The sequence below is a fragment of the Mediterraneibacter hominis genome, from assembly GCF_014287475.1.
GTDB lineage: Bacteria > Bacillota > Clostridia > Lachnospirales > Lachnospiraceae > Mediterraneibacter > Mediterraneibacter hominis.
This window is the reverse complement of the sequence record NZ_JACOPF010000001.1, coordinates 672,972-696,803: the sequence shown is the minus strand read 5'-3', so window position 1 is coordinate 696,803 and position 23,832 is coordinate 672,972. Positions and strand designations below refer to the sequence as shown.

The window sequence follows — 23,832 nt, the reverse complement described above, 5'->3', positions numbered from 1 at the left end:
GATGGAATATGTGATTGCAACAACGGTTTCTACGGATGAAGTTCATCTGGCGGATGGTACGGTATTTGCAAACCAGCCGGGGAGCGCTGGATTTTATGCACTGGCAGGAATGCGTGTATTTACCGATAAGGTAATGATATGTGGAGGTATAGGGCCAGAATATTTATCCAGACATGGAGAATGGTATAAGAAAAATCATGTGTCTGTCGAAGGATTGGTCGTCCGTTCAGAAATATCGCCTACTATTGTAATTCACTATTATAAAGACGGCAGCCGTATTGATGAGCCAAATATTGGATTACATGAGTTTAGAGCTCTTGACCCGTCTATAGATGAAGTATTTCGATGCTGTGATAAAAATACAAAGGGAGTCTATGTATTTAAGGCGGCAGAACGGGAATATTTGGATGCTTTGATCAGAGGAAAACGACAGTTTGGTTACAAACTGATGTGGGAAATATCGGAAGATGCATGCAGACCAGAAAATATTGAGACGATTGAAGCTTATTTAAAAGATATTGATGTTTTTTCCATCAATCGTGGAGAGGCAAAGCTTTTATATGGAACAAAGGATGAATGGGAAGCGGGAGAAAGGCTTATGAAAGCAGCGCCAAACTGGGTATTTTTCAGAAGAGGAGAGGAAGGGGCGTATATATTTGCAGAAGGAAAAAGATATGAATGTCCGAGTATATCCGACATTACAGTGACAGATACAACAGGCGGAGGAAACAGCTCGTCTGCCGCGGTGCTTTATGCCTGCTGTGAGGGATACGATCCACAGATGGCAGGATGTATGGGGGCAGCGGCAGCGGCGGAAATTATTGCTCAGTTCGGTGTACCGGAGGTTTTTACAGAAGAGATGAAAAGACGTGCTATGAAACGAGCAAAAATGTGTAAGGAGGAGATTAACAATGGATGAATTTGAAAATGCAATGCTTCATCAGGTATTAAGCGTACCTGAGCTGTTAGAAGAGGTATATCCTGATGTAGAACCACAGGTGAGATACGTAATGACAACACCGGAGATCTACTCTGTAAAAAAAGTAGTTCTGACGGGCTGTGGTGATGGGTATGCTGCATGTCTGACGGCAAAACGTACATTTGAAAAATTTCTTCAAATACCGATTGAGGTGGTGGAGCCTCTTTCTTTGTCAAGATATTATCAGATGAAATGGGTAGGAGAATCACCATGTGATCCTTTAGTGATAGCATTTAGTAACTCCGGACGGGTCACAAGGGTTGTAGAAGCAGTGAAACGTATGCGTTTACATAAGGCTATGACAATTGCAGTCACTTCAAATCCAGACTCTCCACTTGCGAAAACAGCGGAAAAAGTAATTATACCGAGTATTCCGAAATTTGAAAATGCACCGGGAATCCGTTCTTATGCAGTACTCCAGATGGTCGTGTATCTGCTGGCTGTCAGAATGGGGGAGGTGAGGCTAAAATATACAATGGAACAGGCAAATATGTATCGACGGGAATTAAAATGTCTGCCTAAAGAATTTTTGAATAATGCTGACCGGATATGTGCGCTGGCACTAGAAGCAGCCAAACAATTTAAGGAAGCTGGCAGTGCGGAGATGATAGGATGCGGGGCCGATTATGGAACTGCATGGTATGCACACGAAAAGATGTATGAAGCAGTAGGACTGCCAGCAGTGTATTCAGATAGTGAAAACTGGTTTCATGTAAATTATTTTGCAAGAGATATAAAACAGATATTGACTATGGTATTTGCATCGAAGGAAGATGAGGCTCATAGCCGTACCTGTGAGCTGATAGAACGGCTGAATCAGATGGGGCGGGACTTTATATTAATCACAGATGATGAGAGCCTACAGGCAAAATATCGGTTCTTGATGCCTGCTTCGGATACATGTCTGTTCCAGCCTGTAGCCGCATATATGGTTCCGGCTTTAATTGCGGGGTATCTCACAGTACTTAGAGAAGAAACTTATAGCAGAGGATTTGAGGGAATATGGAAGGAAGAAAAAGGAATGTATTCGACTACAGTTTCAGAAACTGTACTAATGGATTAAGGAGGGAACATAAATGCTAGAGAGAATACAGTTTCAGACAACAAAAGACGGGGTAATCCCGCTGACCGATCAGATAAAAGAGTGTGTGGAAAAGTCAGGTGTAAAGAGTGGTATTTTATGTGCATTTATCACACATACAACGGCAGCTTTGACAGTAAATTCTTTTTGGGATCCATTGGGACATGAGGATATCCAAGACGAGATACGTCGATTGATACCAACACGTGTTGACTTCAAGCATCAGCATGACACACCGGAGGATGCGGCAGGACATGTCAAGTGTACATTGATTGGCCCTTCTATGTCATTTATCATCGATGATGGAAAATTATTGCTGGGGCACTCTCAGGGAATTTATTTTCTGGAATTTGACGGACCGCGTAACAGAGAATGTTACGTAAAAATTGTGCCGGAGTAAGGAGGGAAAATGGCATGAAGAAAAGCGAGGCTATTCGAAATAAACCATCCATTAAGCTAATGCAGGAACGCTATGAATACTGGGAACGGGTTCCTTATCCGGGGTTGGTTATAGATAACCGACCTGCAATTACTCAGGTCGATATTGATAAAGTGGGAGACTATCTGATTTATCTGGTGCGTGATCCTCTGGGAGCGTATGGCGAGGATCCGGCGGTACGTGTGGCGAAGAGAATGGAAGATGCGGAGTGTATAGGAAATTCAGGAATGTTTTTGAGCTATACCGGTATGTATAAAGGTGCAAAGATTACATGTGTCAGTGGTGGAAGTGGATGCCCGGAGGTAGAACTGGCAATAAATGATTTTATGGAATACACAGACTGCTCAACATTTCTTCGGGTGGGAACCTCGGGTGGCGTGGCAGAGAAGGTCGAAGTAGGCGATTGCGTGATTACAACAGGAGTATTCCGTGATGACGGAACTTCGCGCGCCTATATTGCAGACGGGTATCCGGCATATTGCCATTATGAGGTGGTGAATGCTATGGTTCAGGCTGCTGAGCAGTTTAAATTGCCATATAAACTGGGAGTTACGGCATGTATGGACAGTGATTTTGTTGGAAATGGCCGTCCGTCAGTGGGAGGATATCTTCAACCGGATAATATCCAGAAGCTTGGGATATATAATCGGGCAGGAGTGCTGAATACGGACAGGGAATCTTCAATTATTATGACAATGTGTAATTTATTCGAGCGACGAGGAGGGGCAATTTTTAATGTAACAGATAACTTAATTTCAGGACAAAAATTTGAGGCGGGAGCAGGAACTGAAGTGTCTATAGATCTGGCATTGGAAGGAATTGCAATGCTTCATCAGATGGATCTTCAAAAAGAGGCTGCCGGTAAGATGAACTGGTTTCCAGAAATTGAGAAAACAATAGAAAGGAAATGATGAATATGAGTGAAAAAAGGAAGATTATTCTTGATTGCGATCCGGGAACGGACGATTCTGTGTGTATTATTATGGCATTGACATATCCAGATGTGGAACTTTTGGGCATTACGACAGAAAGCGGAAATCTGCCGGCAGATAAGACTGCGTCAAATGCTCTGCGGATCCTGGAATATATGGACAGGGGGGACATTCCGGTCGCACAAGGGATGATGCACCCTATGTTGAGGGAATATCCGAAAGACCCTTATAGCCATGGGGAAGATGGATTGGGAAATCATTTTTTCCCGGAACCTAAATTAAAACCGGTTGATCAGTCGCCGGCACAGATGATTATTGATGCAGTGCTGGCAAACCCTGGCGAGGTAACTTTGATATGTACATCTTGTCTGACCAATATTGCTGTGGCGTTTATGAGCAGGCCGGAAATTATTCCGCTGGTAAAAGAAATCTATCACATAGGCGGGGCTTACGGAATCACGGAGTATGCCTTCCGGAATGCAACTGGGGACAACCCGATGAGCGAATGGAATATCTATGTGGATCCGGAGGCTGCCAGAATTGTCTATGAGTCAAAGGTGAAGCTGACAACGATCGGCCTGGACATAGCATTTAATCCGGAAGCTGTGAATATCTCGGAGGATACGATTCAGAAGTTGAAAAACCTTAATAACCGGCAGGCAAAATATGCTTTGGAAATAATTGAATATATCGACGGTAACAACTCCATAGAGGAACAGGGAATATTTATCAATGGGCCTATTGATACAACTGCAATGTGTTGTTTTCTAGATCCAACTATTATGACGGATGTAAGGGAGATTAACGTGGCGATTGACTGTGGTGAGCAGTTAACCAGAGGTATGACAATCTGGGACAGAAGAGATCACTTCAGATGGGAGCACCTGCCGAAAATCCGTACCGTATTTGAAATTGACGGAACAAAGTATCAAGAGACATTTTATAAAGCATTAGGAGGAAAAGTGTGATTGGAGGAGGAGAAAGTTTGACACAGACACCAACTATACATAATGCAGCGAAATGTGGAGAGATTGCCCGGACAGTACTGATGCCGGGCGATCCGCTGAGAGCGAAATATATAGCGGAAAAATTTCTGACAGAACCAGAACTGATTAGTGATGTGAGGAACATTTACTGTTATACAGGCAGATATCAGGGAAAAGAAGTTTCTGTTATGGCGAGCGGCATGGGGGCAGGTTCCATGAGTATTTATTCATATGAACTGTTTCATTTTTATAATGTAGATAGCATTATCCGTGTCGGTTCGGCCGGAGGCCTGCATCCAAGTTTACATCTCAGGGACATTGTTATTGCAATAGCCTCCTCTACAGATAACGGATATGCCGCCCATTTTGAACTGCCGGGTACGTTAGCGCCTTGTGCGGATTATTCACTAATCGAAAAAGCTGTCGCATATGCAAAAAAGCATGACATTCCGGTACGTGTAGGACCTGTTATATCAGGAGAAGGATTCTACTACTCTGACGAATGGCTGGACAAATGGACAAAGATGGGAATGTTAGCTGCGGAGATGGAATCGGCAGCGCTGTATATGAATGCGGCAGAAGCAGGAAAAAAAGCAGTGGCTCTATGTACCATTTCAGATTTGATGTTTAATGGGAAATCTTGCTCGACAAAAGAACGTCAGGAAAGTTTTGATGAAATGCTTCAAATGGCGCTGTCTATGGTAGAGTGAGATGAAAGATGAAAAATTTAATTGGAAACTTTCACTTTGCATTTCTCTATTTTCCTTTTCGAGCTATGTGACACAACCGCTGTACAGTGCTTTTGTTCCATCTTTATTGGCAGAACGCTTAAGTAATACAACACAGGTGGGTTTGATCCTTTCTTTCTGCAATTTACTTGCTATGATATTACATCCGGCTGTGGGAGCGATTTCTGATCGAACCCGCTGTAGATTTGGGCGTCGCAGACCGTATATTTTGTCAGGCGTTGTTTTTGCAGGGATAAGTTTTATGCTGATTCCGTGGCTGAACACATTCTGGCAGTTTGTGGCTGTATTGATATGCTACAGTCTTACTCTGGCATACTGGAAAGCGCCGATTGGGGCGATTCAGGTGGACTGCGTAAAACCAGAGTATATTACCCGATCGAATGCAGTTGCTTCTTGCGTACTGGCACTTTCCAGTGTCATAGCATATTTAGCAGGAAACCGATTAACAGCTTCTGGGCTGGATGAACGAGACGTGTTTCTATTTGGGGGCGTGGCGATGATTATAACAGCGGGGATTGGATGTATGACAGTACATGAGCAGGATTCCAGAAATATGAATTTTCCTAAGAAACACAAAAAAAGAAGCATATTAGAGACATTTTTAACTATTGAGAGAAAACGGCGGAAAGATATGTTGTTGATGCTTTTAGTCATTCTATCTGCCTTTATAGCGAATTATGGATTCGAGTATTTCTTCGTTCTTTTTGCGGAAGAAAGAATGATGCTGACAGCGGGGCGTGCAACTTTATATCTTGCTGTATATATGTTTTCATATCTTATAGCTTCATTTTGTTTTAGCTGCATGCGCGGAAAGGTTTCAGCGGAAACTTTGTCACGTACAAGCCTTGGCACTGCCGCTATAGTAATGTCAGGTTTCTTTATATTATGTTGTATGAAGGGCGTTAAGCTTCAGGGAATACTGTGGGTGATCTGTATTTTATATGGAGTATGCTGGGGAACGTTCAATATATACATATATCCATTATGGCTGACCTTTTTAAAGGATGGTAACTCAGGGAATCTGATGGGAGTATACTTTGTGTGCACAGGACTTGCAATGGCAATTATGCCGGCTTTATACGGAGTGATCCGTGATGCAAGCGGAACATATGTCAGTATTTTTGCATTTTGCAGTGTAATGTTTTTATCCGCATGGGGAATATTGAAAATAAGGAGAAAAGTAACGTGGAACAATTAAAGATAAAACTTTTGCTGGGACCATCAGAAAGCCGGAATGAAAGTTTTCAGTTAACCTGTATAGAATTTCTCTCTAAACTGGGAGAACAACTTGGGAGAGAGATAATTTGTGCTGATATGGAGGAAGTAAGCAAACAATCTCTTCCAATTTATTTTGTCGCTTCGGGCGGAGCAGAGAGTGGATTTGTAAACTGCTATACACAGACAAAAGAACCTTATATACTATTGAGTACACAGGAACATAACTCTCTTGCAGCATCCATGGAAATTATGGGATATTTGCAGGAACAGGGGCTCCGCAGAGAAATCATTCACGGTTCTTTTGAGGTGATGGCAAAGCGTCTGAAAGTTTTTCTAAGAGTCGCAGAAGCAAAAAGAAAATTGAATGGTATGAAACTGGGATGCTTTGGCATGCCGGATGGGCTTGCAGCGAGTGGCGCTAATTTTTCTGCGTTCAGCGCGGCATGTGGAGCAGAGGTTTTTATGATAGACACGAAAGAGCTGCTTCAGGAATATCAAAGGGGCGGATACTGTGAGAATATTTATACAGAAAGCCTGAAAAAAAAGAAATTTGACAGAAGTGAAATAGAAAGAGCCTTGAATGTGTATGGCGCATTGACGAGGTTGATTGAGAGGTATGGACTGGAGGGACTTACTGTAAAATGTTTTGATCTTCTGGATAAAGTACATACGACAGGCTGCCTTGCACTGGCAATTTTAAATGCAGAAGGGATACCGGCAGCCTGCGAAGGAGATCAGAAGAGCATGATCAGTATGGCGGTATTACATGCTCTGACAGGTCAATCAGGGTTTATGGCCAATCCCAATAGTCTGGATGCCGACAAAGATGAGATTATATTTGCACATTGTACTTTACCCATTGATATGCCAGATCACTATGAGCTGATGTCACATTTTGAGTCAGAAAGCAGTGTAGCTGTCAGCGGTGATCTTAGGCCTCAAAAACTAACAGTATTCAAGTGCAATGATACGTTGGAGAAATTTTACGTAGACAGGGCAGAGCTGCTTGAAACTATGCACAAGAGTGGATTATGCCGTTCTCAGATGCGAATGAGACTAGAAAAGGGAGTGGAGTATTTTCTGCGCTATCCAATTAGTAACCATCATATCATTTGTAAAGGTGATTGGAAAGACGTGATTGAAGAGTACTTTACTTAAGTTAAAAAAGAATATATGCGGTATACTAACTGTCGGAAGAAGTAGTGGCAACAACAGGCATAGCAGTGCGTATTTTTAGCGTTAATATTGTTCAAATTCTGATTAACCTAAAGACTTTAAGCTATGCCTGTATTTTTGCATTTCTTCCTCACTTACCGTATCGAGGATATTCTGCAATTCACTGAGAATAAACTCTTTCTCTTTAGGAAGATAAGCGGTAGTCGGATAAAAGTTTGATACACTGTTTGCAAATAGATGGACTTTGAGCTGCAGGTGTCTGATAAATGTTTGCAATTCCTCTATGCGCTCTCTTTCCGCAGCAGGAATAAATTTTCCTTGTTTAGCTAATGCATATAATTCTATATCTTGAAACAAAGTCAAAGAGTCTATGGAAATAAAACGTGGATTGACCTTGCTGAAAACTTTGGCACTATTTACCGCATTTCGATACCCGTTTCCTTTTCCTGCAAGTCCTGTCATGTAAACGAAGTAATATTCAATTCCAGCTTCGTCAAGTTTTCGGCACTGGTCTATAATATCTTTTGCAGTATAGCCCTTGTTGGCAAGCCGCAGCGTGTAATTGTCACCTGTTTCCGTGCCGATACTTAGCCCATTGATACCTAATCCCCGCAATCTTCTTAACTGCCAGACTTTTTTTGGTTTTATATCTCTGATACTCGCAAACATAGCCATAGTCTGACACTCTGGAAGATAATCATATACCGCTAAAGCACGCTCCTTTAACTTCTCATAGCTCATAACAAAAGGATTTGCCCCTGTCCAAAAAATTCGTCTTGCATAGGGCTGATAGGAAGCGAGTTCCGCTAAATCTTCTCGCCATTCTTCCATAGGCGACATGCGGAAACATTCCTTTTTGTATAAACTGCAAAAGCTACACTTATTATGTGTACAGCCTGCTGTCGCCTGTATAATAAATGAGCTTGCCTCATAAGGTGGGCGCCATGTTCTGCCTGTAAAGTGCATAGAATCCCCCCTATAAATGATGCAGATTTGTTCTGTAATTTCGTAGTTCCTTTTCATCTGCGCTTTTGATAATTTTATCCAGAACAGATACAACTTTTTTCTTGTCCTTCGGGAAAGTTCCCTGTATCGGAATAGCATTAGAAGCACCGCCGACAGCAAACCATACGGGAATGTTCAAGTTATCTGCAAGCGTCCTCAACTCTCTATATTTTTCAATTTCTGTTTCTTCCTGCCAATGACCTGCTTCTATTTCCTTATACAGCTCAGAATTGGGGAAAATAGTAAGCATACTTGCTCCGATAATCTGCGGGTTAAGCTGTTTGTGCGAAGATGATTTTAAGAAATGTATAGGTAGTCATTGGCATACTCTCTTACTGGCTTGCGTACCATATTTGAAATGCACCCAACTTGCGTGATTGGGTGCATTTCAAATATGGGTTGTGACCCTGTTGAGCTCGCGAAGCATGCGAAATATAAACCACCCATTTTGACGGGCGGTCATGATTTTTAATTTAAATATACCATGTATTTTGGCGACTATTCTTTTTTAACATATTAACATGTGGACTTAAGTAATTTGTCATAGTATAATAAAAATCAGTATTTTGTCATTTGTGGCGGGAAATAAGTATTATATTGAGAGAGAATGTTTTTCTTCTAAAAACTATCTATAAGGAATAAGAGGCGATATTATGAGAAATAATATTTTAGTCAATTCGCAACGCATGTTTGAACACGCATGTGCGTTTTGCGACTGCGCTAAGTTCTGCGAAGTAGAGCCTAATAGTATTGAATACAGAATGCGTTCACACACAGTGTCAGGAATTGTTAATTCTGCATTTGCATGTGAAGTATTTATTAAAACATTACTAGTTTATCATGGTAAAGGTGTTGAAGATATAAAATGCCATAAGTTAAAAACATTGTGGAAAGAATATAGAATGTTGGACTATGATACAGCAATACTTGTAGAGGAAAGGATTAAAAGATGGTTTAATTCTAAAAACGAAAATATTTTTAATGAATTATTAAATCAATCCTCTAATGCGTTTGAATATTGGCGATATATTTATGAAAAACAAAACGGAAATATTAATATCAATTTTTTGCGAGGTTTTAGATATATATTGAGAGAGGTATGCTGTAGACAACTGTTTAGCATGTCATGGGAAAAATATAAAAATAGAGATTAAATATATAATTTTTCATTATACAGGAAATTGATTATTTTAGGAGTAAACAAATGCGAAGAAATGAGGGGCGGGAGACATGGCATAGATTGCTTGAATGGGACAAAGGGCAGGCTGCTGCAGAGCGTTTGGCAGCAGTGATATTATTGAATGAGGGGTTTCGTGGTGTTGATCCATCTCATCCGTTAGGCGGACGAGATGGGCTTAAAGATATGGTACTATCGGATAATGGCAGTAAATGGATAGGGGCGGTATACTTTCCACGAGGTCAACAAAATTTTTTAGATATAAAAACAAAGTTTCTTCATGATATTACGGGTGTAAAACAAAATTATGCAAACGGAATGGTTTTTTTACTAATCAAGAATTACGTCTATCAGAAAGAAAAGAACTGACAGAATTAGCTCCACAAATCGATATTCAGCTATATCATCTGGAAAGAATATCTACGTTATTAAATTCTCCAGCTTATTATGGAATTCGTATGGAATTCTTGGAGATTGACATGAATAAAGAAGAACAAGTGTCTTTTTTTGCCTCTTATAATCAAAGAATGTCAAGTATAGAGGGAATATTAGAGAGATTAACTAGTAGTTTAGACAGTGAAAAAACTTTTTCACAAATAATAGTTTTAAACCAAGAAAAACTACAATCTGATTTGGATGAAGATTGGGCCTATGAAACTGAATCACGAACGATAGAAGAAATTACAGATGCAATAAGAATGTTTTTAGATAAAATATGGTTTGATAGACACTTATCATTGAAATACCGTATAGAAAACGGTATAGAGACAGTAAATCCAGAGATTTGGGAAGGCGCATTAAAATCCGCACAGAAAGTAATTGATAAATATGGAGAAGATAATCTAGGGCCATATAGTGATTTTGAGTGGGGAATGCTCAACGGTAAATTATCAGCATTAAGATGGGTACTAGGTGATGAATGGGTTATGCTCGATACATAATAAACATTTATTGGAAATTCTAATAAATACCCGTAGTAGTAACACATCCCCATTCTTACTACTTTTGATGGCCTTAATATGCCGCATTTTGCCATGTTTTGCCCATTCTGTGATTGTTTTAACAATCCAAACGGCAATTATATACCAGGCAAAATAGGGCAAACTAATGCAAATCAGGAGAACTTTAAAATATGATAAAAATACTATTCGTCTGCCACGGCAGGGTGAACGGACTACCGAATGTGTTGGTAAAAGTGCCGCAGAACCGGGCATAGTACGGCAGTCATAGTGCCGCGGAACTACCGAAAGACTACTTCTTGGGCGAGTTAAATGGGATTGTGTAGAAGTAATCGTTAAGAGGGTATATATAGAAGTGAACCCCTTTAGGGAATCGTTAGAAGGGGGTTACGGGGAGAGTACTACAGGGGAGAATTAAGTGAATATTTGAGAGGAACGTCCTGCAGGTGTGGGGCGTTTTTATGTACGTCATGTGCAAGTATAGACTTCGACTAGCCAAAGTGATAAAATAAATTATCTTCATTTGCAAAGGAAGGGAATAGTATGGCGGGATGTACTTGTGAAAATTGGACATTAGAAGATCTGTCCAATGCATTAAGAGATATGCATAAAGATAACAAAAGAATTGTTGTCCCGATGTTTCAGCGTGGTAAGCGCTGGAAAAAAGGACAAGAACAAAAATTTATTGATTCCTTAATCAAAGGCTATCCGGTAGGAACAATGTTGTTTTACGAGACATATGAAGATAACAAGCGAACTTATATTTTAGTCGATGGTCTTCAAAGGGGCAACAGTATAAAAAAAATATATGACTAATCCAACAGAATTCTTCTATGATGATAATATATCTGATGAATTTTGTTCAAGCATCTTAAAAATAGTAAAGAATACTGGAGAAGAAAAAAATGCAGTAATTCGTGCTATTCTTACAAATTTTATAAAAGAGCAAAAGACTTTTAAAAACTTACAATACTATTCGGTCGCGATGCAGATATCTAAGGAATTTAATGCGGGATATGAACCTGTTGGAAAATTGATAGAGGTTATACAAGCGTTCTTTGAGGAACGTCAGGCATTATATGATAAAATTGCTGGTACAGTTATTCCGGTTATTGTCTATACTGGTGATGAAAATAATTTGCCTGAAATATTTGACCGCATAAATTCGCAAGGAACGCCTTTGGATCAATACGAGGTATATGCTGCGGCTTGGCCGATTAAGAAGAAATATACTATAAGCAATAATGAAATCATAGAGCATGTTATAAAGAAATATGATACATTTACGGAGGATAATTATAAGATTCACGGATATAACCGGGAAGAGATGCGCAGTAAAAAGCAGGTAAATGCTTTTGAGTATTTGTTTGGCTTAGGTAAGTTTCTTGCGCATAAGTACGATATATTGAGTTTTAACACTGCTTTGGCAGATGATACTGTAAATCCAATAGCCTTTGAATTAGTGAATGCATGTTTAAATGATTCAGATAAGATTAAAGTATTATATAAAAATTTTGCGGACACAGACATCGATGCTTTTGAAAAAGCTCTTTGTAGTTCCATAGATTTCGTTAATCAGGCTATTTCGGTAATTACTAAATTTAAGGGAAATAGTCGAAGCGGGAATAAAAAATTCCATTCTAAATACCAAATTATGTCTATGATATCTACAACATTCAAAGAAATGTATTCTGATAATAATTATGATGTATTATCCGATACTTGGGACGAGCGAAAAATGATAATATCTCGTAATTTGCTTCAGTACTATGTGTATGATATCATCACGAATTATTGGAGTGAGGGTGGAACAAATAAAATTCATAGTGCTGCAAAACCAAATCGATATGCTGTCGAAATATCAAGCCGAGCTTGGAGAGTTGCATTGGAGAGTTTTTTTGAGCGTTCAATGCTTCGTACTGAGCGAAAAAATATTGCAAATCCAAAGAGTGAAGAGTATGTTATTCTAAACTGTATTTACTTAAATACGTTTACTGCGATGGATCAATTGTCAGTGGATAAATTTGATGTGGAGCACATTGCACCAAAGGAACAAATGCGAAAATTGATAGAGGCCTGTAAAGGGGATGGTCTGCCAGTTAGCTGTATAGCAAATTTGTGCTATTTGCCAGAAAAAGCAAATAGGAGTAAAGGAGCGAAAAATTTTTATCAGGATAAAAAGTACCTTGTTCATATTGATCTGAACGAGGTAGAAAGCAAATATAGTTTTACAGAAGCAGAAGATCTTGAATGGATGGATATGCCGTATGAACAACCAGAAGACTTTAATGTTTTGAAAGAATACTATACGGACTATTGTACAAAGCGGTTTGAAAAAATGAAGCATCTGTTTTGTGAGTCATTAGGAATCGAATATGATGATTATACAGAAGAAAATGACAATGATACAGTTATTGTTATTCCCGAGCAAGTTCAGACAAAAGCAAAGAAAAAGAAAGTGAACTTTTCAGAAAAGTGTGTAGTTAGGCTTGCAGAACATGTATCAGATGAATTGATAAAAGTTGGAAGAAATGCATATGTTACATCTGATGGCAAAAAGGGATTCTTAATTACAACATCGAGAATGTATAATAAAGGCGGGCGAGAACGATATTGGTTTGCGTATAGAAAAAATCCGCTGAAAGCAATCAGTGATATTGATGAACAATATATTGTTTATGGCTGTAAAGATGAAAATACTATAGTTGTTATGCCGGTAATGCAATTGGAAAAATATAAAGAAAACATGCGAGTATCCTGGGATGAAGAAGGAAATATTACTCACTGGCATGTAGAATTCTATAAAGATAAGGATAATCATTTTACTTGGATGATGTCTAAACCGATCAGTCATGAAATAGATATTGACAAGTTTTTAATTTAGGTACGGAGGATAAAATGGCTTGGGAAAAGAATATTACAGGAGTTGCTGAAGGCAGCTATAGAAGTTTAAATGGTGCTGCAGATGAAAGTATTTTTCAAGGAAGAGCAAGCAAAGCGGGATATTTTTGTTTCTTTAAGGTGTGGAGAGACATGCCATATGATGCGGTTCTTGATCATGCTGGAAATTTATATCGTGTAGAAGTAAAAGGTTCCAGTGGAGATCATTTTGTAGTTACCCGTGGAGGAAGGGCAGGCCAGCAAATAGTAAGAGATCCTGATGTTGACAGAACCAGGATAATCGAGAGAGAAGATTGTGATTTTGTAGTTGGCATAGACAGCAATAATGGGGATTGTTACATCATTCCAACTGATATTATAGAAATAATTGGAATTGCAAATTTATCACAGCGCGCTGTTCAAATATTTCGTGAAAAATGGGAATTGTTTAAGTTTAATGATGGTACTGCAGAAAACACATATAGAATGAGTAAAGAAAATACAAGAGATGGCTTATGCAGATTGGAATTAGAACAGGTTCAAAAAGTTGCACAAACATTAAATATAGCAATTCCAACAGAAAGTATTACAATAGAAGGCCATAGGCGTATGTTGGATGATGAAAAGGAAAAGACAATTTATTCTATATGGAAACATTTGGCTGAGTTGTGATTTTGGAAGGAGCGAAGTTGAAATCTAAACTTCGTTCTTTTACTCTAGATATATGCTGCGAAAATGCAGCAAATATATAAAAAAGTTGATAAAATGCAGCAAATATGGTATCTTTTTATAAAAGAGGTGTTACTATGTCTAATCTAGGGAAGAGACTGAAAGATTATCGTGAAATGCTTGGATTAACCTTAAAACAGGTAAATGAGCAAACCGGCATTACAAATTCGCGATTAAGCAAAATAGAACGAGGACAGTTGGTTTGTCCTCCGGCAGATTTGAAAAAATTAGCGAGGATATATGAAGTAAAGTTGATATCACTATACCTTGAAGCGGGGTATATAGACAATGGTGATTTAATGGAATATCAGCTATTTTTCAAAGGTATTAATGAACTGGATGATGAAGAAAAACAACATATACAAAAACAAATTGATTTTATAATATCAAGAAAAAGAAATAGTGAAGATATAGAAGGAGGACAAGGATTATGCAATTTAGATTAGGAGAATTATTCTGTGGTCCTGGCGGTATCGGATGGGGAGCAGCTCATGCGGATATAGGAAATGATAATTTTAGAATAGTTCATCAGTGGGCAAATGATTTTGATGAATCAACTTGTCGTACTTATATAAGAAATATATGTCCAGAGAATCCAGACAGTGTTCACTGCGAAGATGTTCATATACTTGATTTGACACGTTTAGGGGCTATTGATGCACTCGCCTTTGGCTTCCCTTGCAATGATTTTTCACTTGTAGGTTCTAAGTTGGGATTTAAAGGAAAATATGGACCTTTGTATACTTACGGAATAGAGGTATTAAGAATATACCGTCCTATGTGGTTTTTAGCAGAAAATGTTGGCGGTTTGAGAAGTGCTAACGAAGGAAAGGCTTTCGATAAGATATTATCAGATATGAAAAATGCCGGGTATCGGATCTATCCTAATTTATATAAGTTCGAAGAATACGGTATTCCGCAAGCCAGACATAGAATTATTATTGTTGGTATCAGAGAAGACCTGCCATATGAATTTAGAATTCCGGCACCGACAGGAGAAATGAAGACCTGTCGACAGGCAATTGAAGAACCACCGATTCCGGTAGATGCATACAATAATGAACTAACAAAACAGTCGGCAAAGGTTGTGAAAAGACTGAATTTGATTGGACCAGGACAGAATGCTTGGGATGTGGATTTGCCGGATGATTTGAAGATTAACACTAAGACTAAAATTAGTACAATCTATAAGAGACTTGATCCAGAAAAGCCATCTTATACAGTAACTGGTTCGGGCGGCGGAGGAACACATATTTATCATTGGGCAGAACCAAGAGCTTTAACAAATCGTGAACGAGCAAGACTACAGACCTTCCCAGATGATTATATTTTCGAAGGTTCAAAGGAGCAGGTAAGAAAGCAGATTGGTATGGCAGTTCCTTGCGAAGGTGCAAAGATCATCTTTGAAGCAATTTTGAAGACATTTGCTGAAGAAGAATACGAATATGTAGAACCAAATATTATAGATGAAGATTAAATAAAAAAGAGGATGCGGCAAAGAATTTACCGGCATCCTTGTTTGTTGCAAAAGTAAAATACAAAAAGTTGCATCCTGATTTTGTAGGTATTTGCAGAATCAACGGATGGAGTAAATGTAGGTACTAATTTGCTACATCCGTTGATTTTACAGGGGTTTGGGGGAGTAGCCCCCAAGGCCTTTTTGCAATTACCTACATACACAACATTTTGAAATTACCTACATTTTTGCTTTGCAAAAAACAGGCATCCTCTTTTTTATTGGGTAATGGCGTTATATAAATGCTCTAAATTCTCGTCTGCTACTTTTTTCTTTAACTGACATTCCCATATCACCAAGACTTTCCATCCTTGTTCGGAAAGAATGTGATGATTTTCAGCGTCCCGTTCAACATTTCTGTTGATTTTTTTAATCCAATATTCTTTATTGCTGGATGGCCATACGAAACGACCGCAGTCGTGCATGTGCCAGAAACAGCCATTTACAAAGACAACCGTTTTATATTTAGGAAGTACGATATCTGGACACCCAGGAAGACTGCGTACATTCTTTCTGTATCGAAGTCCTCGAGAAAATAGATATTTTCGGACGATTTCTTCTGGTTTGGTATTTGTACTTCTGATATGTGACATGTTTTTGCTGCGTACTTCCTTTGAGTGAGTATCGGCCATATTTTAATCCTCAATTACATCATAATAAATTGCACCTTCTGGGAGTTTGATGTTTGGAACCCATAGCTCCTTACCGCCCCAGCCTTTATTACCTGTAACTTGATACATAGTAAGAACAACCTTTCGAGGGAAAGATCCGCCAAGCTGCCAGTCATTAGGTGACAGCAATGCGCCGGTTCCTTGTGCAACATCTCTGTTTCTGCGAACAATGAGTATGCCCTGAGTAGTTGGATTCTCTGCAAGCATGGTATCTATAATCGACATAAATGACGGAAGTTTAAAATCAGGGTCAGTTTCAATATGAGAGAGAACTTCTTTCATTAAACGAAGACTTACTTGGTAATATGGTTCGTCATCATCAAAAGAGGAGAGAAGGTCTGAAATTTGACTGATAGTGTTGTTTTTGGGGTTGAACGGATAATAATTTGTTCCGCCGGAAATAGCTGCAACATGATCAGTATCCAGAACATTCTTTCTGGTAGGATTAAGCCCTTCAGGGTAATAAATTTTGACATCGTTAATTCCCTGCTCAACCTGGGAGATAATCGCATTGTTTGTAGCGTTTATATCTGTGAACAGTTTATACAGTCTTTCATCAATATAGACCATCATCATTCCTGGGTCACGATCATAGCCAAACATGCGGCTATGCTGCCACATAGTATCAGCCTGTGGTTTCTTTGCAGTTCTGGTGTAATAAATGGTCTGAAGTCCAGGAAAGGTAACACCTCGTCCCAGTGTGTTTCCGCCAATGACAAAATTACATCCTGATGAGTATTCCGAACTTTCGACATCGGTCTTTCCGTTCATAACAAGAACTTTGATTTTATTATTAGTCAAGAGTTCTGTGACCTTATCCATAATCTCTGAAAAAGGAACAGCATTGGATTTTGTTGGAGTCAGTAGAGTATGCTGTTTTCTTAATTCGGTGGTGAGGGTACCGGTTAAGTTTGCTTTGCACCAATTAAGTTCAGCATTTATACTGTCAGCAAATTTCTGATGAGCAGCCTGCTTTACGCTTGGGTGAATCAGACATGTAGAGGTAGTTCCTCCTGATGCTAAAATTTGTGCAGACACAAGAAGATGTCTTATCACAACTTCTCTTTCTGGCTCGCTAAAATTATCCAGATATGTTACGCAATCCGGTTTTCCTGTTTTGGGAAAGAAGAAATCACCACCAAGATAACTTTTCCCCGGCTTAAAATAGTGAGTGAAGAATGGATGCCATCCCGATTCACGTGTCTGAAGGAAGATAGATTGTGGCGTACCGGTAACTTGCAGATAAAGGCTGCTTGCAGCCCCGTTGCGGATTGACTCCAGATATTTGTTTATTGAAGACTGACGATCCTTATTTACTAATGTATTCAGGGAAGCTGCGTCAGCCTCATCGTCAACAATGAACAGTGGATTTCCGCGCATAAATCCAGTTGAGTTAAATATGTTAGCCCACAGCTTTAGGATTCGTGCATTTTTCTTTAAAACAACGATAGTAGGGAGCATAAGACTGTTGTCCGCAAATACTCGTGCGTCATTTTCACCGCAGATGCAGAACCCGTCTAAATCGGCTTTTACACGATCAAGAGTCTGCTGCTGAAGAATGACATTGTCTGTAGTAAGAAGGACGAATACAGGAAAGCCGAGATCAGTAGCTTTGCTCATGATGCCAAACATCTGCCCCGTTTTGCCGGACTGAACATTGCCTAGCAATAAGCCTATTTCATGGCTTGTAAATGAGAAGTTTTTCAGATAATTGTTTCCAACTTCCTCTGCAGTATTGGAGATGGACTCTGCAAGTCCAACATTTCCGCGTTCGATAATTTTATCAAGGTAATTTTTTAAATAAGGCATTATTTGTCATCTCCTTCCTGTTCTTCCGGTTTGAATGAAAGCATCCAAACATCAAGAGCTGTACCATCCTCATCGAGAGCAGTCTGTCCAGTCTTTTTTAGATAAAGGTTTTCACAGCCGTATTCCTGCAGAATTTCTTTTGTAATCATACCCTTACGATCTGTATCAAGCTGAGTATCATTTACAGGGGAAATAAGTCCTGCAGCGGCAAGTCGTCCTTTGAGCCAACGTCCCATAATTAATTCGTCTCCAACAGCACTGAACTGTTTATTTCCATCACTTGTGGTATGTGCCTTGAACCAGTAGCCGTCATCAGTAATGACAAAGAATGGTACATTCTTTTCCGGATATCCTTCAGTACGAGTGATTTCTTTTGCAACCGTAAGCTGAGTTTCAAACCAGTCACGCGATTTCCTTTTGCTTCTTGGAGCTGCGTAACAAACATTTACATTTGATTTTGTATAATGTTTTCCATCATCCATGTGTCGTTCATCTGCAGCAGGAACTTTTAATGGCAGCAGGAAAGAAGTATATGCCATGCATCGTTTGTAGAATTCTACATTTGAAGGGGGAACTTCCGTAACGAGTTCGATTCCGGAAAGAGCAGTATTCTTTTCAAAGATAAGAGGCATATCGGTGATATCTCCAATATTTGCAGAGCAGTTTGGCATCTTAAGACGAAGAATGTGATCTGATATTTCTTTGCATTCTTCGGCATCTGTTGTCAGAGATGATAACTCATACTGTCTGCGGTTGGATGCTTCCATTTTCAGAATGCCTAAATTAGCAGATCCAATGATTACCGCGAAAGGTTTACCATCTTTGTAAAAGCAGTATACTTTGCCGTGATACTTGAAGGTGCGAATAATACGGACTTCACCGATTCCATCAGAAATCCATTTCTTGTTTAATTTGAGTGCCGTATGATAGGAACCTTCCGGCATTCCCTCTATATAGTACATGCCAATGTTCAGGCAGATATTTTTAATGTTGTATTTTTCGACAAGCCTGTCCAGTTCATCAAGTGATGCACGGGACACATATCCTACAGCAATTTCGATACGATCAGCTTTTGAGAGCTGTTCTTCAAAACAGTCTGTGATTGTCTGTTGGTTTTCGTCAGTTCCAAGAGGAAGGATATTTGAATATAATAATTTCATGAGATACCTCCGTTAATCATCTATTGTTTCCAGGATGTCTTCTAAATGCACATTCAGTGCAACACATATCTTTAGAAGCACATCTGTTGTTATATTTTCACATTTCCCAAGTTTGGCAACAGAAGCAGAACTTATCCCTGCAGCCGCCTTCAAGTCTTTTTTATTCATATTTTTATCAATTAATAATTTCCATAATTTGTTGTAGCTGATTCTCATTACAGCGGGGTCCTTTCTTAATCATCGAAGAGATCGTCAGAGGCATCCTCTTTTTCGGTCTTCTCTTTTAATTTCTTGTAATATTCCTTTACTTCCTGATATTCGAGCATAAGAGGAAATTCGGGTTCTTCCATGCATTTTCGAATCTCTCGATATTTATATGCATATTTTCTGAGTTCATATATTTCAACTTCAATCATGAGTCCTGTTTTATCGGGAGTACCAAAATAACAATCGTATTGGTACGGAAGCTGTTCTTCTGGGATTAGCATCGTATCATATAATATAGACTCATCAATATTCATCGGATCTGGATAATTCAAGAATGCCTCATCTTCCGCAAATTCACTATATACTCTTACCCAGTTTTGTGTTGGAAGATCATAGATTTGGCTAGGCCATTTCACAGAATCTATACGATATGAATAATCCAAACCTTTGAATTTCACGATGGTTTTATATAAAAAAGATTGAGGGCTTAACAGATAGATATCGCCAATTTCACCTTCCTCATAGTTAATATATGGATATTGGTCCTCTAAGAATTCCCAATATTCATCTTTTCCGTTCTGAGAATACTCACTTATTATTTTTTTCAAGAATGGCAAAAAGATAAAACGCTCAATTTTATCCGGAATCATATCATACATCATATCAAAAGTTTTATCAGAATAATTGCGATTCTTCATTCCTTCAAAGAAATCTCCGATTCGTGTTAATTTGGCATCATACTCAGAAGAAAAGTGAACAGCTGCAAAATACTCCTGAAATGACCGGTGGATGAAGTAATAAGTACTTCCTTCTCTGTACATGATGCAAAGATTATTTGTGAGATCGAGAAGAAAATCATGCGGGGCAATTCCTTTGCTTTCAGCAGAGGTTCCACGAAGGACCTTAGACATATATGCATTAAAGGAACGCTCATCAAATTCCAAGATTTCATCTCTATATGTTCTTGCACAAAATTCAGCAAAATATCCTGAAAATTCTTCGGGTGTAAGGTTTGTATGAAGAGGTCTCTTAAATGAACCTTTTGAAGCATCATGCAGACGAGCCATTGTTTCGTATGCTTTGCTGTAGAATACATGCATCTTAGCAGGAACCTCTCCAAAGGAGGAGTATGTCATAAGCATAATAGTCAGCAGTAATGGATTGCTGGCAAATTGCAAATGTGAAGAATACAGTTTATTGTCCAATGCTTCCATAAAACTTTTTTTGGCGGCTTCATCCCAAAACTCAAGTTTATCTATAAGTGTCAATGCCTGTATCTTTGTTAAAGGCATTATATCAAACACTGAAAATTTTGCGAAAGAAACAAAGGAGTCATAAATCGGACGCGAAGTCATGATAATCGTATTCCCGTTGTATGACTTGATAAATGCCTCCAGGTCAGATTGAAAAGATTCTCGGACAGAGGACTGTATTTCATCAAATCCATCCAACAAAAGCACCAATTCCTTATTTTGCAGTGCTCCAATAATATCTTTTCTGGAGATTTCTGAATCATACTCACAAACGGATTTCCAAATGAAATCAACCATATTGTCTGTAGTGTCCTTGTAATCCTTAAGTGACAAAAAGAGTGGAACGATGCCGGAGTATTTGGAAGTTTGCGAGGATGACAGGAAAAGGTGAGTGAGAAACATGGATTTTCCAACACCACCGATTCCTTCAATAATAATGTATTTTGATTCTGCCTCAAGTTTTTCAATGGTAGCATCACTTATTGTGATTTCTGGCTTTGTGTCTTTCGCCCCCGTAATACGATACTTATGGTATTTAACATCATTGCAGACATAGAGTTCATAGAAAGGGTGAGGCTTTTCTGCATACAGCAGAGTTTTTTTAGTTGAATAGTAAGATACTGCCTTTTCAAGATAATGCTTGAATGGACTGACATATTCATCAGGGTCTTGTTTGATGCCCTGCAAAAAAAGAACGCCGTCCTGATATTCGGCAAGATCCGGTGCAATGCCATGTTCTGCATCCATGATGATAGGAGGCAGTGGCTTTTCGGCAGACTTGTTTTTGCTTCCTGCGGCTTCTGTGATAATTGAAACAAACAAGTCAGCCAATTTTTCAGCAGCATTGCATGGGGTGATATCTGGAATATCGGCAGAAAACACAGTGCTTAAAGTCCCGGCAACAGCATCAGGGAATCCGTTGATATACTCGGAAAATTCCATTGGATCTATGTATGCATTTATTTTCTGTGAGATTTTTCGAATGGATGTATTGCCATTGTAAAAACTTTTGTAGCTGCTTTGTGCATATTCATCAAGAATGGACTGACCTTCTTCCGTGAGAATTGCTTCAAATATTGAGCGAGTAAATTTATCCGTACTTCCTCCCGCTCTGATGACGGAGGACAGTTTTTGTATAAAATCTTTAAATTCCAATTTTATCCCTCCATATCCGTGCCTATCTTAGCCTATCATTGGCTGATCAGCTCTACCAAGTAGATTTTCTATAATGGAATCAGTCTTACAGGGCTAAAGTGGTGGTGAATTTGTTTTCAGTATAACATACATCTACAAATTTTTCTACTGTTTACACATATCAGAAATTTGCAAACGCAGACTTTGAAGTTGTGAAATTTGAAATGTGGTTTTGTGAGATGAGAATTTGACTCATATGAGAGAGAACATATAAAGTCGTCAGGTTTCTAATTGACAAGCAGAACAGGTGTTCGTATAATATAAGCATCGCTACATTAGGAAAAATGTTAAACAGCAACAGTAATAATCGGTGTATGGTCAGTTTGACTTTCCCTTTTAACTGGCCTTCTTATTTTAGGAGGCGCATGACGATGCAGAAGAGATTAGAAATTGGCTCACACGTATTTATTATTGAAAGCAATCGAGTTATCACGGAAGTGATAGTGACAGCAGATCGTGGAGATTTCTGTGTATTAAGATTTCCATCCGGTGGTGCCATTCAGCTTAGAAAAAGCAGGGTGTTTGCATCAAAGGAAGATGCAGAAATACAGATTCCAAAGAAAGAACCGGTACAGAGTGGATTTCATCGCCCTCCATATTATTATGATCATTGATAGGAGGCGACGATGGTAAGAAAAGGAAATGAAGTACATGTAGCATGTCCGTGTTGTAAAAACAGAAGATTATTCGACGCTGACCCAAGCACAACAGAGGGAATTATTAAGATTAAATGTCCGATGTGCAAAGGAGTCATTGCCGTAAGCTTTCATTTAAAGCAGATTCGTACTGAGCAAATAGCCACACAATAAGTAGTGAGCAAGGCCTGACGAAGTATGGGTGTAATATCACCTGTATTTTGTCAGGTCTTTTTCTTTTTTTACAGAAAATTTTTGTGACAAAAAGAAAAGTAGAAGATAGAGGTTAACAAATAGATATTTTTTGTTGCCTGTGATGTAAGAAAGATTATCGCACTAGCGATTCTCATATACGGTTCCGCATGACCCTAAACTGCAGGAACTTTTACAACCTTATATTCAAATGCCTTACGGCGCGCGACGTTTGGCGAGGATATACATACAACTTTTATCGGGACTGAAGGGTTCTTAATAAAGTTGTATGTTTCCCCGCTTAATTGTCGTGCGCTTTTTTGTTGGGTTGTCCTCGCCAAATGGCAGTAGCCAAGGCGGAAAGGACAACATTATGAAATTAAAAATCCGTTATGAAAATGAAATCCAGACCATCGAACTAGATGCAAAGGCAACCGAGGAAATGTGGGTCAGTCTGTCCCTTGAAGGTGAAGGACTTTCCCGGGAAGAGCGTGAAGAACTGATTCAGAAGGAATGGAATGAGCAGTTCAACAAAGCTGATTACAACAACTGGCACAAATTTAATCGTCATCGCGGATACAGCAAAGCGACTCCAGATGATGAAAACGATGAAGTAGAAGCGGCAGAACCACTCATGTCAGAGGTAAGAGATCCTAGAATCTTCTGCAGACAGGAACTGGAAAAGGACAAGCAGTATGACTATGAAGCTTGCTGTGACAGAATCCGTGCAACAGTGAAACCGGCACAGGCAGATATGCTGATTGCAATCATTTTAGATGGCATGACGGTGGCAGAGTATGCCGACCTTATTGGCGACACTCCGAACAATGTATCTCACAGATACCGCAGAGCGATTAATAATCTGAAAAAAGTTTTCTAAACGTC

General features: G+C 39.1%; 26 protein-coding genes. 19 read left to right on the top strand and 7 right to left on the bottom strand.

What is annotated here, in order from left to right:
- Position 1 precedes the first annotated feature (1 nt).
- The 8 genes from H8S37_RS03335 to H8S37_RS03300 are packed head-to-tail and all read left to right on the top strand — an operon-like array spanning position 2 to position 7,542.
- Positions 2–919, top strand: a complete 918-nt coding sequence (locus H8S37_RS03335) for a carbohydrate kinase family protein (protein ID WP_186874616.1) — start codon at positions 2–4, stop codon at positions 917–919.
- On the top strand, positions 912–2,042 hold the full coding sequence (locus H8S37_RS03330; protein WP_186874615.1) for an SIS domain-containing protein: 1,131 nt from the start codon (positions 912–914) through the stop codon (positions 2,040–2,042). The genes H8S37_RS03335 and H8S37_RS03330 overlap by 8 nt, the downstream gene beginning before the upstream one ends.
- 13 nt (positions 2,043–2,055) lie before the next feature.
- Positions 2,056–2,460: a secondary thiamine-phosphate synthase enzyme YjbQ gene (locus H8S37_RS03325; protein WP_186874614.1), complete on the top strand. Its 405-nt coding sequence runs from the start codon at positions 2,056–2,058 to the stop codon at positions 2,458–2,460.
- 14 nt (positions 2,461–2,474) lie between these two features.
- Positions 2,475–3,410: a nucleoside phosphorylase gene (locus H8S37_RS03320; protein ID WP_186874613.1), complete on the top strand. Its 936-nt coding sequence runs from the start codon at positions 2,475–2,477 to the stop codon at positions 3,408–3,410.
- A 5-nt stretch (positions 3,411–3,415) separates the two neighbouring features.
- Positions 3,416–4,399: a nucleoside hydrolase gene (locus H8S37_RS03315; protein WP_186874612.1), complete on the top strand. Its 984-nt coding sequence runs from the start codon at positions 3,416–3,418 to the stop codon at positions 4,397–4,399.
- Positions 4,396–5,127 carry a purine-nucleoside phosphorylase gene (gene deoD, locus H8S37_RS03310; protein ID WP_330604835.1) on the top strand — a complete coding sequence of 244 codons (732 nt, stop codon included), beginning with the start codon at positions 4,396–4,398 and terminating at the stop codon, positions 5,125–5,127. The genes H8S37_RS03315 and deoD overlap by 4 nt, the downstream gene beginning before the upstream one ends.
- 1 nt (position 5,128) lies before the next feature.
- On the top strand, positions 5,129–6,364 hold the full coding sequence (locus H8S37_RS03305; protein WP_186874611.1) for an MFS transporter: 1,236 nt from the start codon (positions 5,129–5,131) through the stop codon (positions 6,362–6,364).
- Complete coding sequence (locus H8S37_RS03300) at positions 6,352–7,542, top strand: hypothetical protein (protein ID WP_186874610.1); 1,191 nt, start codon at positions 6,352–6,354, stop codon at positions 7,540–7,542. The genes H8S37_RS03305 and H8S37_RS03300 overlap by 13 nt, the downstream gene beginning before the upstream one ends.
- A 102-nt stretch (positions 7,543–7,644) precedes the next feature.
- On the opposite strand, the gene H8S37_RS03295 is transcribed toward H8S37_RS03300, so the two are convergent.
- Both H8S37_RS03295 and H8S37_RS03290 read right to left on the bottom strand, forming a co-directional pair.
- Positions 7,645–8,526 carry a radical SAM protein gene (locus H8S37_RS03295; RefSeq protein WP_186874609.1) on the bottom strand — a complete coding sequence of 294 codons (882 nt, stop codon included), beginning with the start codon at positions 8,524–8,526 and terminating at the stop codon, positions 7,645–7,647.
- Between the two features lie 10 nt (positions 8,527–8,536).
- A complete protein-coding gene (locus tag H8S37_RS03290) occupies positions 8,537–8,815 on the bottom strand; it encodes a hypothetical protein (protein WP_243207045.1) in 279 nt (92 codons plus the stop codon).
- 403 nt (positions 8,816–9,218) lie between these two features.
- On the opposite strand from H8S37_RS03290, the gene H8S37_RS03285 reads away from it, so the two are divergent.
- The 8 genes from H8S37_RS03285 (at position 9,219) to H8S37_RS03250 (ending at position 15,787) form a co-directional block, all read left to right on the top strand.
- The gene (locus tag H8S37_RS03285; protein ID WP_186874608.1) at positions 9,219–9,719 is read left to right on the top strand and encodes a hypothetical protein; all 501 of its coding nucleotides are present in this window, start codon (positions 9,219–9,221) and stop codon (positions 9,717–9,719) included.
- A 50-nt stretch (positions 9,720–9,769) separates the two neighbouring features.
- Complete coding sequence (locus H8S37_RS03280) at positions 9,770–10,111, top strand: hypothetical protein (RefSeq protein WP_186874607.1); 342 nt, start codon at positions 9,770–9,772, stop codon at positions 10,109–10,111.
- A gap of 110 nt (positions 10,112–10,221) precedes the next feature.
- Entirely contained in the window at positions 10,222–10,683 is a 462-nt protein-coding gene (locus H8S37_RS03275) for a hypothetical protein (RefSeq protein ID WP_186874606.1), read from the top strand.
- A 561-nt stretch (positions 10,684–11,244) separates the two neighbouring features.
- Positions 11,245–11,517, top strand: coding sequence for a DUF262 domain-containing protein (locus H8S37_RS03270; RefSeq protein WP_186874605.1), 273 nt, complete (start codon positions 11,245–11,247; stop codon positions 11,515–11,517).
- Positions 11,510–13,585 carry a hypothetical protein gene (locus H8S37_RS03265; RefSeq protein WP_186874604.1) on the top strand — a complete coding sequence of 692 codons (2,076 nt, stop codon included), beginning with the start codon at positions 11,510–11,512 and terminating at the stop codon, positions 13,583–13,585. The genes H8S37_RS03270 and H8S37_RS03265 overlap by 8 nt, the downstream gene beginning before the upstream one ends.
- 14 nt (positions 13,586–13,599) lie before the next feature.
- Positions 13,600–14,253, top strand: a complete 654-nt coding sequence (locus H8S37_RS03260) for a hypothetical protein (RefSeq protein ID WP_186874603.1) — start codon at positions 13,600–13,602, stop codon at positions 14,251–14,253.
- Between the two features lie 134 nt (positions 14,254–14,387).
- Entirely contained in the window at positions 14,388–14,756 is a 369-nt protein-coding gene (locus H8S37_RS03255; RefSeq protein ID WP_186874602.1) for a helix-turn-helix domain-containing protein, read from the top strand.
- Positions 14,741–15,787 carry a DNA cytosine methyltransferase gene (locus H8S37_RS03250; RefSeq protein ID WP_186874601.1) on the top strand — a complete coding sequence of 349 codons (1,047 nt, stop codon included), beginning with the start codon at positions 14,741–14,743 and terminating at the stop codon, positions 15,785–15,787. The genes H8S37_RS03255 and H8S37_RS03250 overlap by 16 nt, the downstream gene beginning before the upstream one ends.
- A gap of 257 nt (positions 15,788–16,044) precedes the next feature.
- Here H8S37_RS03250 and H8S37_RS03245 read toward each other — a convergent pair whose 3' ends face one another.
- Genes H8S37_RS03245 through H8S37_RS03225 form a run of 5 tightly spaced genes read right to left on the bottom strand, consistent with a single transcriptional unit; the run spans position 16,045 to position 22,081 of the window.
- Entirely contained in the window at positions 16,045–16,458 is a 414-nt protein-coding gene (locus H8S37_RS03245; RefSeq protein ID WP_186874600.1) for a very short patch repair endonuclease, read from the bottom strand.
- Between the two features lie 3 nt (positions 16,459–16,461).
- Positions 16,462–18,306 (bottom strand): Z1 domain-containing protein, encoded by a 1,845-nt coding sequence (locus H8S37_RS03240; protein ID WP_186874599.1) that lies wholly within the window; start codon positions 18,304–18,306, stop codon positions 16,462–16,464.
- Positions 18,306–19,466 (bottom strand): restriction endonuclease PLD domain-containing protein, encoded by a 1,161-nt coding sequence (locus H8S37_RS03235; protein ID WP_186874598.1) that lies wholly within the window; start codon positions 19,464–19,466, stop codon positions 18,306–18,308. Before H8S37_RS03235 ends, H8S37_RS03240 begins: the two co-directional genes overlap by 1 nt.
- Before the next feature lie 12 nt (positions 19,467–19,478).
- Entirely contained in the window at positions 19,479–19,682 is a 204-nt protein-coding gene (locus tag H8S37_RS03230) for a helix-turn-helix domain-containing protein (protein WP_186874597.1), read from the bottom strand.
- 17 nt (positions 19,683–19,699) lie between these two features.
- Positions 19,700–22,081, bottom strand: a complete 2,382-nt coding sequence (locus tag H8S37_RS03225) for an NACHT domain-containing protein (protein ID WP_186874596.1) — start codon at positions 22,079–22,081, stop codon at positions 19,700–19,702.
- Between the two features lie 410 nt (positions 22,082–22,491).
- Here H8S37_RS03225 and H8S37_RS03220 point away from each other — a divergent pair, with 410 nt between their 5' ends.
- From H8S37_RS03220 to H8S37_RS03210, 3 genes are all read left to right on the top strand, one after another.
- Complete coding sequence (locus H8S37_RS03220; RefSeq protein WP_186874595.1) at positions 22,492–22,734, top strand: hypothetical protein; 243 nt, start codon at positions 22,492–22,494, stop codon at positions 22,732–22,734.
- 12 nt (positions 22,735–22,746) lie between these two features.
- Positions 22,747–22,929 carry a hypothetical protein gene (locus tag H8S37_RS03215; RefSeq protein WP_186874594.1) on the top strand — a complete coding sequence of 61 codons (183 nt, stop codon included), beginning with the start codon at positions 22,747–22,749 and terminating at the stop codon, positions 22,927–22,929.
- Between the two features lie 391 nt (positions 22,930–23,320).
- A complete protein-coding gene (locus H8S37_RS03210) occupies positions 23,321–23,827 on the top strand; it encodes a sigma-70 family RNA polymerase sigma factor (protein WP_186874593.1) in 507 nt (168 codons plus the stop codon).
- Positions 23,828–23,832 lie beyond the last annotated feature (5 nt).